Annotated in this window: 12 protein-coding genes; 1 reads left to right on the top strand and 11 read right to left on the bottom strand. The window is 68.5% G+C overall.

Annotation, left to right across the window (positions count from 1 at the left end):
* Positions 1-146 precede the first annotated feature (146 nt).
* A complete protein-coding gene (locus tag HHL14_RS06575) occupies positions 147-1163 on the top strand; it encodes a histidine kinase (protein ID WP_169496749.1) in 1017 nt (338 codons plus the stop codon).
* On the opposite strand, the gene HHL14_RS06570 is transcribed toward HHL14_RS06575, so the two are convergent.
* The 11 genes from HHL14_RS06570 to HHL14_RS06520 form a co-directional block, all read right to left on the bottom strand.
* Positions 1133-1795, bottom strand: coding sequence for a response regulator transcription factor (locus HHL14_RS06570; protein ID WP_169496748.1), 663 nt, complete (start codon positions 1793-1795; stop codon positions 1133-1135). The two genes, HHL14_RS06575 and HHL14_RS06570, sit on opposite strands and share 31 nt — an antisense overlap.
* Positions 1792-3066: a pyrroloquinoline quinone biosynthesis protein PqqE gene (gene pqqE, locus HHL14_RS06565; RefSeq protein ID WP_169496747.1), complete on the bottom strand. Its 1275-nt coding sequence runs from the start codon at positions 3064-3066 to the stop codon at positions 1792-1794. Before pqqE ends, HHL14_RS06570 begins: the two co-directional genes overlap by 4 nt.
* A 4-nt stretch (positions 3067-3070) precedes the next feature.
* Positions 3071-3385 (bottom strand): pyrroloquinoline quinone biosynthesis peptide chaperone PqqD, encoded by a 315-nt coding sequence (gene pqqD, locus HHL14_RS06560; protein ID WP_169496746.1) that lies wholly within the window; start codon positions 3383-3385, stop codon positions 3071-3073.
* Positions 3382-4131 (bottom strand): pyrroloquinoline-quinone synthase PqqC, encoded by a 750-nt coding sequence (gene pqqC / locus HHL14_RS06555; protein ID WP_169496745.1) that lies wholly within the window; start codon positions 4129-4131, stop codon positions 3382-3384. The genes pqqD and pqqC overlap by 4 nt, the downstream gene beginning before the upstream one ends.
* A gap of 123 nt (positions 4132-4254) precedes the next feature.
* Entirely contained in the window at positions 4255-5181 is a 927-nt protein-coding gene (pqqB, locus tag HHL14_RS06550) for a pyrroloquinoline quinone biosynthesis protein PqqB (protein ID WP_169496744.1), read from the bottom strand.
* On the bottom strand, positions 5178-6215 hold the full coding sequence (locus HHL14_RS06545) for an alpha/beta fold hydrolase (RefSeq protein ID WP_169496743.1): 1038 nt from the start codon (positions 6213-6215) through the stop codon (positions 5178-5180). Before HHL14_RS06545 ends, pqqB begins: the two co-directional genes overlap by 4 nt.
* Positions 6212-6808: a cytochrome b gene (locus HHL14_RS06540; protein WP_169496742.1), complete on the bottom strand. Its 597-nt coding sequence runs from the start codon at positions 6806-6808 to the stop codon at positions 6212-6214. Before HHL14_RS06540 ends, HHL14_RS06545 begins: the two co-directional genes overlap by 4 nt.
* A gap of 67 nt (positions 6809-6875) precedes the next feature.
* Positions 6876-7754, bottom strand: coding sequence for a formylmethanofuran dehydrogenase subunit C (locus HHL14_RS06535; RefSeq protein WP_169496741.1), 879 nt, complete (start codon positions 7752-7754; stop codon positions 6876-6878).
* Positions 7751-8749, bottom strand: coding sequence for a formylmethanofuran--tetrahydromethanopterin N-formyltransferase (fhcD, locus tag HHL14_RS06530; protein WP_169496740.1), 999 nt, complete (start codon positions 8747-8749; stop codon positions 7751-7753). Before fhcD ends, HHL14_RS06535 begins: the two co-directional genes overlap by 4 nt.
* A 14-nt stretch (positions 8750-8763) precedes the next feature.
* Positions 8764-10464, bottom strand: coding sequence for a formylmethanofuran dehydrogenase subunit A (locus HHL14_RS06525; RefSeq protein ID WP_169496739.1), 1701 nt, complete (start codon positions 10462-10464; stop codon positions 8764-8766).
* Positions 10461-11882 carry a molybdopterin-binding domain-containing protein gene (locus tag HHL14_RS06520; protein ID WP_169496738.1) on the bottom strand — a complete coding sequence of 474 codons (1422 nt, stop codon included), beginning with the start codon at positions 11880-11882 and terminating at the stop codon, positions 10461-10463. The genes HHL14_RS06525 and HHL14_RS06520 overlap by 4 nt, the downstream gene beginning before the upstream one ends.
* Between the last annotated feature and the right edge of the window lie 137 nt (positions 11883-12019).

The following is a 12019-nucleotide window of genomic DNA, read 5'->3' as shown; positions in this document are numbered from 1 at the left end:
CGCGCCTTTTTTCTGAAGTCTGTGTAAAGCTTCGCATAGGCGTCTGTAAGCCGCGCGGGAGCTTTTCCCGATCTGCCTGGGAATCGCTCCCAAAAGCCGCGCAAAAATCCGCTGCGCGCGCCGGCGATGGTTAGAATGCACACGTCATGTCAAGCGATCCGCTCAGCTCCTCCTCCGCTGGCAGTCCGCCGCCGCAGTCGACGGTGCGGCGCGATCTCGCATGGGTCGCCGCGGTGACGGTGCTCGCGGCGCTGCTCGGCGCGAGCTTCGATCTCAGCGAAAAGGCCTATCGCTTCACGCGCGGCATGGAGCGCTTCCAGCTCGACGAATTACCGGGCACGCTGTTCGTGCTGTCGATCGGGCTCGCGTGGTTCGCGTGGCGGCGCTACCGCGACGCGCGCCGAGAAGTTCGTCATCGTCGTCTGCTCGAAGAGGAGGCCGAACGGCTGCTCGCCGACAACCGGCGTCTCGCCAGCCAGGCGTTGCAGGCCCAGGAACTGGAGCGCCGTCATATGGCGCGCGAACTGCACGACGAACTCGGCCAATACCTGAATGCGATCTCGCTCGACGCCGCGCGCATCCGCGATCTGTCGAACGGCCACGAGCCGGAGATCCACCGCATTTCGCTCGGGCTGATGCAGAGCGCGAGCCACGTCTACCGCGAGATCGGCGACATGATCCGCCGTCTGCGGCCGATCGGTCTCGACGAGTTCGGCCTGCCGAGCGCGCTCGAACATTGCGTCGATGGCTGGCGCGAGCGGCTGCCCGACGCGTCGTTTTCGTTGACCATCGAAGGGGATTTCAGCGATCTGAGCGACGCGCTGAACATCACGCTCTACCGGCTCGTGCAGGAAGGGTTGACCAACGTGTCGAAGTACGCGCGACGCTCGCGCGTCGAGCTATTCATGGTACGCGCGCCGCGCGAAACGCCGGGGAGTGCGGCGGGCGCCGCCGTGCCGATCGACGAAATCGTCGTGACGATGGCCGACGACGGCCCCGGCACCGATCTGACGAAGCCGCGCACAGGGCTCGGGCTGATCGGCATGCGCGAGCGCGTCGAAGCGCTCGGCGGCGAATTTCACGTGGCGAGTGAGCCGCGGCGCGGCTTTCTGTTCTGCGCGCGCGTGCCCGCTCACGCGGGACTGACCGAACCCGTGAACTGAAGGCCGAGGCGGCTTGCCATCTGCGCGAGCTGCACGCCGTTGTCGGCGCCGAATTTCTGCCGGATCACCGACTGATGATTGGCCACGGTCTTCTGGCTGAGGCCGAGTTTCTCGGCGATGTTCGGCAGCGTGTAGCCCTGCACGAGCAGCCGCAATACCTCGAATTCGCGCGCCGACAGTTGACGTCCCGGCGGCCCTTCGTTGAACGCGGTGCGCAGCGCCAGCGTCTGCGAAATGTCGGGGCTCAGATAGCCGCCGCGCCGCGCGATCGCGCGTACCGCTTCGACCAGCACATCGGGCGCGCTCGCCTTGGTCACGTAGCCGAGCGCGCCGGCGTCGAGCGCGCGGCGCACGAAGATCGATTCCTCGTGCGCGCTGAAGATCAGCACGCGCGCATCCGACTCGCGCGCGAGCATGCGCCGCATCGCCTCGATCCCGCTCGCGCCCGGCAGCGACACGTCCATCACCACCACATCGGGCCGCAGCGCGCAAAAGCGCTGGTAGGCCTGGGCGGCGTCGGCGGCTTCGCCGCAGACCTCGACGTCGGGGTTCAGTTCCAGAAGACGCCGGTAGCCCTCGCGCACGACCGCATGGTCGTCGACGAGTAGCACGGAGATGATTTCTGTACTCATGATCGGGCTCCGTTGTTGCCGCGCGGCTCGGCTTCGCCGGAGGCGCAGGCCGCCGACGAGAATCTGCGCGAATTGGCGTCGGTGCGAAACAGGATCGGCTGTTCGTGGGCCGCGGCCGCTTGCGGGCTTGCCGCCGTCGCTGCCGATGCCGCGTGCCGCACGACCTTCACCACCTGCTCGTGAAACGGCGACTTGTCGCAGACGGGGTCGGCGTTCGCCGCGTCGCCGGTCAGCAGATACGCCTGACAGCGGCAGCCGCCGAGGTCGTGTTCCTTCTCGTCGCAACTGCGGCACGGTTCCTTCAGCCAGCTCAGGCCGCGAAAGCGGTTGAACGCGTCGCTGTCGTACCAGATCTCGCGCAGCGGCGTGTCCTTCACGTTCGGCAGCGCGAGTCCGGGCAGGCCGCGCGCCGCATGACAGGGCAGCGCGGCGCCATCGGGCGCGATGCCGAGAAACACCGCGCCCCAGCCGTTCATGCAGCGCTTCGGGCGCGTCTCGAAGTAGTCGGGCACGACGAAGAAGATCTTGCAGCGCTCGCCATGCGTGCGTCGATAGCGCGCGACCACCGCTTCGGCTTCTTCGAGCTGCTCGCGCGTCGGCATCAGTTGCGCCTGGTTCTCGCGCGCCCAGCCGTAGTACTGCGTGTTCGCGAGTTCCAGATATTCGGCGCCGAGCGCGAGCGCCATCTCGATGATCTTGTCGACGTGCGGCAGGTTGTAGCGATGCAGCACGCAGTTGAGCACCATCGGAAAGCCGTGCCGTTTGAGCGCGGTGGCGACACGCTGCTTCAACTCGAAGGTGCGCGTGCTGCTGAGGAAGTCGTTCAGCTGCTGGGTCGAATCCTGGAACGACAGCTGGATGTGATCGAGTCCGGCCTCCTTCAGCGCGCCGAGCCGCGCGTCGGTGAGACCGACGCCCGAGGTGATCAGATTGGTGTAGAAGCCGAGCCGGTGCGCTTCTTCCACCAGCACTTCGACGTCGTCGCGCACCAGCGGCTCGCCGCCCGAGAAACCGAGCTGCACCGCGCCGAGCGCGCGCGCGTCGCGCAGCACGTCGAGCCATTGCGCGGTGCTGAGTTCGCGATGGTGGTCGGTGTAGTCGAGCGGGTTGTAGCAGAACGCGCAGTGCAGCGGACAGCGATAGGTCAGCTCGGCGAGCAGCCACAACGGCGGCGGAGTGGTCGCGGTGTGGCTATCAGGCTGCAACCCGGGCTGTGAAGCTGCTGAAGCCGCCGGTGCGGCCGGTGCGGTGGGTCGGGAAAGATCGGTCATCGCGCTACTCCAGCCAGCGGCGCGCATGCGCGTCGGCGATGAAGGCCCGCACCTCGGCGCCGATGCCGGTCGTGTCGAACGCCTGCTCCAGTTCGGCGATCAGCGTTTCGATGTTGCGCGTGCCATCGCAGCGCTTGAGGATTTCGCCGGCGCTCTGGTTGAGCTTGACCATGCCCTCGGGGTAGAGCAGCACGTGGGCGTTCTGCGCGGCTTCCCATTGCAGGCGGAACGGCTTCGCGATCGTGAGCGGCGTCGCGGCTTCTTGCGCGGCTTCAGGGGAGGGCTCCGCGGCGCCTTCGTTGCGGGTGAGATCGTTCATTGCGGAAACGCCTTTTCGATCGAGTCGAGCATCGTCCACAGAATGTCGAGCTTGAACTGCAGGATTTCGAGCGCGCGTTCCTGCTGCTCGCGTCGCGTGAAATAGCCGAGCGTGACTTCGAGTCCGTGTTCGACGTCGCGCTGCGCGAGCGAGATGCGCGAGCGGAAATACGCGAGACCCTCCGCGTCGATCCACGGGTAATGCTCGGGCCAGCTCGCGAGCCGGTCGCGATGCACCTGCGGCGCGAACATCTCGGTCAGCGACGAGCACACCGACTCCTGCCACGGCGCGCGCCGCGCGAAGTTCACGTACGCATCGACGGCGAAGCGCACGCCCGGCGTCACGTGTTCGAGCGACCACAGTTCGTCGCGCGTGAGGCCGACCGCGTCGCCCAGACGCGCCCACGTTTCGATCCCGCCTTCCGCGCCGTCGTAGCCGTCGTGGTCGAGAATGCGCAGTACCCAGCGGCGGCGCGTGTCGCGGTCCGGGCAGTTCGACAGCACCGCCGCATCCTTGAGTGGAATGTTGATCTGGTAGTAGAAGCGGTTCGCGACCCAGCCGCGAATCTGCTCGCGCGAGCAACCGCCGCTATTCATCTTCACGTTGAACGGATGGTGGATGTGATACGCGGTGCCTTTCGCGCGCAGGTGGGCCTCGAATTCTTCGCGGTTCCATGCGGGTTGCTCCGCGCGAAGCGTGCTCGCGGCGCGCGTTAGCGTCGTGTCATCGGTGTCTTTCGCGTTCATGCCGTCTCCGTTTTTTTGGTCGTTCACTGCCGCGCCTCGTTGCTGCACCTTCACACCTCGGTCATTCCTCGGACATTCACTCTCAGCCGGCCGCCGGTATTTCGCACTCCGGATCGCGTCGACTCAGAGTTCGAAACTCATACCGTCGTAGGCCACCTCGATACCATGCTCGCCGAGCACGCGACGCTCGGGACCGTCCTCGACGAGGATCGGATTCGTGTTGTTGATATGGATGAGCACCTTGCGGCGCTGTTTATCTGCTGTGTCGAGCGCATCGAGCGTGGCGATCATTCCATCCGCGCCGCTCTGTGGCAGATGCCCCATGTCGGCGGCGGTCTTCTTCGACAGGCCGAGCCGGATCATTTCGTCGCCGGTCCACAGCGTGCCGTCGACCAGCAGCAGATCGGCCTCGCGCATCGCCGCGAGCACATGCTCCTCGATCGCGCCGAGCCCCGGCGCGTAGAACACCCGCTTGCCCGTGCGCAGATTCGTCAGCATGAGGCCGATGTTGTCGCCGCGCTCGGGCGCGTGGCGATGCGGCGAATACGGCGGCGCCTTGCTGGAGAGCGGCAGTGCGTCGATGCGGATGCCGGGTAGCGCGTCGAGCGTGAGCGGCGCGTCGTCGAGTGCGATCCGGCGATGCTCGACGCCGCAGTAGTGCGACAGGATCGGCGCGACCGGAAAGCCGGAGCGCAGGTCCTGCCAGACCGCATCGGTCGCGTACAGCGGCAGCGGCGTGTCACGCTCGCGCAGCATCAGCAGGCCGGTCACGTGATCGATCTGCGCGTCGATCACGAGCACGGCGGCGATGCCGCTGTCGCGCGCGCGGCGGGCGGGCTGCAACTCCGGATTGGCGGCGATCTGCGCGAGCAGATCGGGTGATGCGTTGACGAGCAGCCAGTCCTCGCCGTTCGCACTGACCGCGATCGACGATTGCGTGCGCCGCGTTGCTTTGAGCGTGCCGCGTCGCACGCCGTCGCAGTTGCGGCAGTTGCAGTTCCACTGCGGAAAACCGCCACCCGCCGACGAGCCGAGTACCTTGATCTTCATGCCGCGCGACGCATGCTGCGCCCCTCCTGAACGGTCGGAACGAACATCGCGGCGAGCGCGTGAGCGACGGGCACATGCAGCGCGGGGTCGCTGGTCAGATGGCCTGCGTCGCTCACGGACTCGACCCGCGCCGTGGGCACCGCGCGCGCGAGGCGCCGCAGATTCGCGGGCGGGCAGACCGGATCGCGCGAACCGTGCACCGCGGCGATCGGTATGCCGGCCGCTGCCGCCCGCCGCGCGAGCGACAGCAAACGCGTTTCGCCGAGCCAGCAGCGATGCGCGAGATAGTGCGCCTGAATCCTGTATTTGCCGACCAGTTCGCGGGCACGACGTTGCGAGTCGTGGGTGTTTCGCGATCCTGAACGTTGGCGTGCGGCACCGCGCGACGATGCGCTCGCGAGCACCGTGCTTTCGTAGTCGCGCCATGCGAGCGCGAGTGTGCGTTGCCGCGCCGCGTTCGCGCCGTATTGCAGCGTCGCCGCGCAACGCGCGGCCAGCTTTGCCGGTTGTTCGCAGCGCGCGGCGGCAAGCAGTGCCGACCATGCGCGCGGCGCACGTCGGCGCGAACCGATGAAGAGATTCCGCACCTCGCGCGCCGAACTCAGGAACAGGCCGCGCAGCACGACGCCCGTCACCGCCTGCGGACACTGCCCCGCATACGCGAGCGCGAGCGCCGCGCCCCACGATCCGCCGAACACGCCCCAGCGCGCGATGCCGAGCCGCGCGCGGATCGCTTCGAGATCGTCGATCAGATAGTCGGTGCGGTTGCGGCGCACGCTGCCGCGCGGCGTCGATGCGCCGCTGCCGCGTTGATCGATCAGCACGACGCGAAAGCGGCTCAGATCGAAGAGCCGCAGCACGCCCGACTGGCTGCCGCTGCCGGGCCCGCCGTGCAGCACCGCGACCGGCACGCCGTCGCGCGCGCCGGCTACCGCGAAGCCGACGCGATGCCCGTCGCGTGTGTGCAGCACCTCGGCGGCCAGAGGCGGCGTGGCCGACGACGCCGCGGCATGCGGAGAGCGCAGCCTCGTCATGGCAGCATCCTCGCGAGCAGGTTGTCGCGATCGAGCCATTGATGCTTGAACGCGCCCGCCACATGCAGCACGATCAGCGCGATCAACGCATAGCCGATTGCCTCGTGAAGCCCGAAGAACAGTTCGCGCAGATGCGGATCGTCCCAGCCCCACTTTGGCAGCAGCACGCCCCAGAAGCGCGTGCCGTAGCGATTGAACGACGAGCCGAGATATCCGGCGAGCGGCATCGCCACCATGCCGACGTATAAAAGACCCTGCGTAGTGCGCGCGGCGGCGCGTTGCCACGCTGGCATCGGCGGGAGCGGCGGCCGGTGAAGGACCATGCGCGCGACGATGCGCAGAAGCACCAGCAGGAAAACCGTGAGGCCGAGCGACTTGTGCAGATTGATCAGCGTCGCTTTGACGGGCAGACCCTTCGGCAAGCCGACCATGTAGAGCCCGAGCGCGAGCAGCCCGATGATGCCGAGCGCGATCAGCCAGTGCAGCGCGATCAGCAGGCCGGCATAGCGCTGCGCGCCCGCGTTCGCAGGTTTGCCCGCGGGCGCCGTGGCGTCGATCCGAGGCTTCGCATCCGGAGAATCCGCTCTCGTCATGCCTGTCTCCTTCGTTGTCCGGTGTTTCTTGTCGAACACGGTGTACCGATCGGCGCGGCGCGCGACGCTAGCCGGCGATCAGGATTTCGCCGCGCCCGTCGACCGCGAGATCGCCCGTGTAGCGAACCGGCAAACGGTCCGCGCGCCACTGCGAAAAGGGCGCGATTTCGGCGGCGAGACTGCGCACGAGCAAAGACCAGAATACGTCGAAACCACGACCGCCGCCGGTGAATGTCGGCGGCGGCAGAGGCTCGGGCCGTTGCGCGAGCAGCAGCGTGCCGCGCCTCATACCGTAGGCATAATGCGCGCCTACCTTGCCGGCCACGCCGACCGTGCCGGCCACCAGCCGCGACGCCGCGAATTCGCCCGCGTCGCCGCCGACCAGCACGAGGCCGCGCCGCATCCGGTCGGCGAGACGCGCGCCCGCGTTGCCGTGGATCGTCAGCGTGCCGCCCGTCATCCCGTCCATGTCGCCGGTGAGCGCGCCGGCGACGAAATCGCCGCTGTCGCCTTGCACCGTGAGGCGGCCGCCGCGCATTTCGCAGCCGGTGAAGTGTCCGGCGTCGCCGTCGATGTGCAAGGTGCCGCCGTTCATGCGCAAACCGCTGTAATCGCCGACCGAGCCGCGTACCACCAGCCGGCCGCCGTCCATGTCCGCGCCGAGCCGGTCGAGCCAGCGCGCCGCGCCGTCGACGATCAGCGTGGGCTGATCGTCGTTGCCTGCTGTCTTACCCGCGGCTGTACCTGCCGTTTCGCGCCGCACCTCGAACACGTCGCCGACCACACAGCGCTCGTTGCCGGCTGGCAGCACGAGGTGCTCGATCTCGGCGACGCTCAGCGCCGCCAGCGCGGTAGGCCGCAGCGCGGCCGCATCGACGCGAAAGCCGGGCGGCGCCTTCACGCGCAAGGTCGTCGTGTTCGCGCTGGCGCTCGTGTTCGTGCTCATGCGCGGCTCCCACCGAGACCCGCCGCCAGCTCGCGCAAATGAAAGTGATACGGCCCGAGCTTGCCGCCGTAATTGCCCGCCGAAATCCGCAGCATGCCGGCCGCGCGGCCGAACTCGCAGGCCGCGGCGATGCCGGCCGTCATCGCCGCGCCGACGTCGGCGTCGGTCAGGCCGTCGATCACGATCTCCAGCACGCAGCCCACTTCCGCGCTCAATTCGCTGCGCGGCGACAGGCCGATCAGGCTCGGACAGAACGCGTCGTTGGTGGACGCGGTCGCGCCCGCATACTTCGAGCCTACTTTGGATCCCGAACGAACGATGCCGCCCGGAAAAGGCATGATCACGTTCGGCAGCCGGCGCATCGCGGCGACCGCCGCTTCGGTCGCGGCCAGCGCGGCGTCGAGGTCGCGCGCGAGCAGCAGCAGGTTGCCGCCGCCGACCGCCTTGACCGTTTGCGCGGTGTCCTCGCAGACGAATTCGCCGTCCATCACCGGCACGCGCCAGTAGCGCGTCGTGCCGATCATCTTGGCGATCTGCCAGCCGTCGCCGAAAAAACGCAGCCCGCTGCCGAGCGGCGCGGCATCCGACAGCGGCGCGCGGCTCGTGGCCGCATCGATGCCGCCGAAGATCGCGGTGCTCGGGCAGGTGAGCACGCACTGGCCGACGCGCCGGCCGATCTGCTTCGCCAGCTCCTTCGACGACACCGCGAACAGCAGCACTGCGACGCCGGGCCGTCCGTCCGGGGTTTCGTCGGGCGCGAGCGTGCGTTCGATGCCGGCCTCGCAGCCGCAGCCGATCACCGAGGTCGCGAAGCCCGTCAGCGAATTCGCCGCGTGCATCGCCCACGTCGGCGTGTGCGCGGTAATCACGAGCCGGGTCGCCTTCATCGGGAAGGCTTCCGCGAAGGTCGCGTCGATCGTGGTGCCGTTGATCGTGAGCGGCGCGGCGGCCTGCGGCGTGGCGGTGTCGGCTTGAGTGGGCAGCGTGTCGGGCATGGATAAGCCGTCCGTCAACCGTGGTTCAGACATTCGACGGGCAGCAGGCGCCCGCCGCGGTAGCAGCTGCACGTTTCGTCGTCGCTGATCGCGGCGTGCGCGAAGTTGCTCGCCAGTTTCGTGTCGCTGTACGCGCGCAGCGTTTTCTCGATGCCGCGATCGAACTCCGGCGTGACGAAATGGATGCCGCCCGTGGGCGTCGCGACCAGCGTGCCGTCGCGCGCCACCAGCTCGCCGTCCTTGAACACGTAAGCAGGCGACGTGAACATCCGCTCGCGGTCCGGTTCGTCGCGATACACGGCGATGTCCGCCGCCGCGCCCGCGCCGAGGTGGCCGCGATCGCGCAGACCCAGCAGCCGTGCCGGACCGGCGCGCGTGATGATCGCGATCTCGTACAGCGAGAATTCGCGCCTGAGTTCGGGCAGCGCGCTCGCGACCTGCGCTTCCGGATGCAGCTTGGCGATCTGTTCGTCGCGAAACGACTTGTCCATCAGCAGGCGGATCAGGTGCGGATAGCTGGTGAACGGGCCGCCGTTCGGGTGATCGGTGGTCATCGCGACGCGCCACGGGTCGTCGACCAGCAGGAAGATCTCGAGTCCGATGATCCATTGCAGCGCGTTCACGTAGCTCTGCTCGCGATAGCGGAACGGCACCACGCCGCAGCCCGCGTCGCATTCGATGTCGCCGACCACCCACTTGTGCGGCCGCGCGAGCGGAGTGTTGCGGAACTGCATCATCGTGTCACCCGAGGCCGTGACGGTCTGTCCAAAGATGATCTGGCCGACGTCGATCGACACGTTCGGCCGCGCGTTCACGGCCTCGGCGATCTCCCGCGCGCCCGACGAGAACTTGCGCGGCCCCTCGACGCCGTAGCTGTGAAACTGGATATGCGTCAGATGGATCGGCAGGCCGTCGGCGGCATCCATGGTCGCGAGCGTCGACGCGACGTTGCCGGGCACGCCGAGGTTGCTGGTGTGCACGTGCAGCGGATGCGGCACGCGCAGCTCGGTCAGTGCGCGCGTCAGCGTGCGCAGCACGTCGCGCGGCGTGATGCCGTAGTGCGCGTGCGCTTCGTCGACGTCGAGCGAGCGCTGGTTGAACTTGAACGCGGAGATGCCGCCGGGATTCACCACCTTGACGCCGAGCGCCTTGCTCGCGGCGATGGTCCAGCCGACGTAGTCGCGCAGACGCTCGAAGTCGTCGCGCGCGGCGAGCATCTGCAGGAACAGTTCGTCGTTGCCGAGCATCACGTAGGCGCCGTGATCGATGATCGGCGTATCGCCCATTTCGAGGTGCGCGTGGCGCGCGTTGGACGGCATCATCGCCGGCTCGAACGCGGCCGTGTAGCCCATTTCGGCGTAGCGATAGCCGGTCGCGAGGGTGCCGGGCGTGCACACGCCGCACGACGGCAGCCGCAGATAGCGGCCGGCCTCGTCCTGGACCGCTTCGTAGGCGGCGTCGCGCGGCATGTCGGCGCGATGGTCCTCGGGCAGCAGCAGGCGCGACAGATTGGTCTTGCCGCCGCCGATGTGCGAGTGCATATCGATGCCGCCCGCCATCACGATCATGCCGGTGGCGTCGTATTCGCGATCGACCGGCGTGTTGGCGTCGAGCTCGACGATGCGGCCGTCGCGGAAGGTCAGATCGCGGCGCTCGCCGTTCACGTTGTGAACCGGGTCGAACAGCGTGCCGCCTTTGAGTCGGACGAGGCTCATGGGCGGGCCTCGTGGGCTGGGAGTCGGGTGGCTGGTTGCGCGGCGAGTTGCGCAGCGAGTTGTGTGGCCAGTGAGGCCACCGGTTCCAGCGCCGCGCCCCGCGCGGCCGCGAGCGGCAGCGCGACCGAACTGTCGACGCGAAACAGATGCCCGCCGCTGTCGATGCCCGGCGTCGCGACCGGGATGAACACCGTGTTCGCGCCGCGTGCCCGCGCGGCCGGTGCGAGCGCTGGGTGGCCGAGCACGATTAGCGGCAGCGCGGGATCGAGCGACGCGGGCCACGCATGCGGCGCGAAGCTCGCGACCCACAGCAGCGCGTCGACTTCGCGTTCGGCGAGCAATCGCGCGGTGCGGTAGCGGTACGGATCGTGATCGAGCGATGCGCTGCCGGCGACGCGCGCGGGCGACGACACGCGCGTGCGCAGCGGCAGGCCGGAGAGCCACGTGATAGTCTGATTGGCGGTCAACGCGCCATCGTCGCCGCCGAGCGCGAGGCAGGCCGCGCGCGTCGTGCGGTTGGCCGCCTTGACGATCCGGTTCAGCGCTTCGATCAGCAGCGCCGCGTGCGGCGCGGGCAGCGCGCCCGGTTCGTAGATCACGACCGTGTAGCGCGCGGCGAGGATGCGGGCGTGCAGCGTGGCGAGCGTGGCGGCGGGGTTGTCGTTACCCTGGCTGGCGTTGGCGTTGGCGTCGCGGTTTAGCGTGGCGGCGTCGTGTCCTTCGGCGAGCGCCGACCAGAGCGCGAGCGTGGCGTACGGATCGGCGTCGGGCAGCAGCGTTTCGCTGCGCGTTTGCGCATAGCCGTCGGCCGCTGGGTCCGCCGTGCAGCCGACAAATATCAGTTCGCGGGCCTGGTCGGTGTCGGCCAGCATGCGCGTGAAAAAGCGCGGATAACGCCGCGACGGCTGGCAACCGAAAAACACCAGCAGGTCCGCACGCGAACGCACTTCGGAAAGCGTCGTGAAGAACGAGCCGCGATCCTGCAGCGCGAGCGTCGCTGGTGTCAGCGCATCGCCGTGCTGATGATCGAGGATCGCGCCGCAACCGGCGGCCAGCGTATACAGCGCGCGGATGCCGTCGACATCGGTCGCGAGGCCGCCGAACAGCGGGCGGCGCGCGTTCGCAAGCAGTTGCGCGGCGCGCGCCAACGCGGCATCGGTCGTGGCTTCAGCACCGTCGACCACGCTGCGGCACTGCGCATCCGTCGCGCCGAACTGCGCGAGCGCCTGCGCAAGCCGCGAACATTCGGTGTCCCGCACGGCGAGCGTGCCGTCGCCGCGCGCCTCGGCGCTCAGGTCGTCGCACAGCAGCGGGCAGAACGGACAGATCCAGTCGCGCGTGAGCGTCGGAGCACGCGCGCCGGCGGCGCCCGGTGCGCTCGTGCTGGGGGTCGATGGATCGGGGGACGAGAGGTGCATGGCGCACTTTTAGCAAGGTCCATGCCGATTTGCTTCGAAGCCCTAATCGCAGCCTGAGCGCATCCCGAGCGCGTCGCGGCGCTGGAGCGCGGCGGATCGCAGCGCACGGTCGTGCTGCGTTGCGTTCGGCGGATCGC

Source organism: Paraburkholderia antibiotica (assembly GCF_012927125.1).
In the GTDB taxonomy this organism is placed as follows: Bacteria; Pseudomonadota; Gammaproteobacteria; order Burkholderiales; family Burkholderiaceae; genus Paraburkholderia; species Paraburkholderia antibiotica.
Note: the sequence above shows the minus strand (reverse complement) of the source record. Positions and strands in the feature narration are given on the sequence as shown.

Excerpts from the sequence above, each read along its gene's own strand:
- pqqE (WP_169496747.1), bottom strand. The coding sequence starts at position 3,066 with ATGACCGATCTTTCCCGACCCACCGCACCGGCCGCACCGGCGGCTTCA.
- pqqC (WP_169496745.1), bottom strand. The coding sequence starts at position 4,131 with ATGAACGCGAAAGACACCGATGACACGACGCTAACGCGCGCCGCGAGC.
- pqqB (WP_169496744.1), bottom strand. The coding sequence starts at position 5,181 with ATGAAGATCAAGGTACTCGGCTCGTCGGCGGGTGGCGGTTTTCCGCAG.
- HHL14_RS06520 (WP_169496738.1), bottom strand. The coding sequence starts at position 11,882 with ATGCACCTCTCGTCCCCCGATCCATCGACCCCCAGCACGAGCGCACCG.
- HHL14_RS06540 (WP_169496742.1), bottom strand. The coding sequence starts at position 6,808 with ATGACGAGAGCGGATTCTCCGGATGCGAAGCCTCGGATCGACGCCACG.
- fhcD (WP_169496740.1), bottom strand. The coding sequence starts at position 8,749 with ATGCCCGACACGCTGCCCACTCAAGCCGACACCGCCACGCCGCAGGCC.
- HHL14_RS06570 (WP_169496748.1), bottom strand. The coding sequence starts at position 1,795 with ATGAGTACAGAAATCATCTCCGTGCTACTCGTCGACGACCATGCGGTC.
- pqqD (WP_169496746.1), bottom strand. The coding sequence starts at position 3,385 with ATGAACGATCTCACCCGCAACGAAGGCGCCGCGGAGCCCTCCCCTGAA.
- HHL14_RS06535 (WP_169496741.1), bottom strand. The coding sequence starts at position 7,754 with ATGAGCACGAACACGAGCGCCAGCGCGAACACGACGACCTTGCGCGTG.
- HHL14_RS06575 (WP_169496749.1), top strand. The coding sequence starts at position 147 with ATGTCAAGCGATCCGCTCAGCTCCTCCTCCGCTGGCAGTCCGCCGCCG.
- HHL14_RS06545 (WP_169496743.1), bottom strand. The coding sequence starts at position 6,215 with ATGACGAGGCTGCGCTCTCCGCATGCCGCGGCGTCGTCGGCCACGCCG.
- HHL14_RS06525 (WP_169496739.1), bottom strand. The coding sequence starts at position 10,464 with ATGAGCCTCGTCCGACTCAAAGGCGGCACGCTGTTCGACCCGGTTCAC.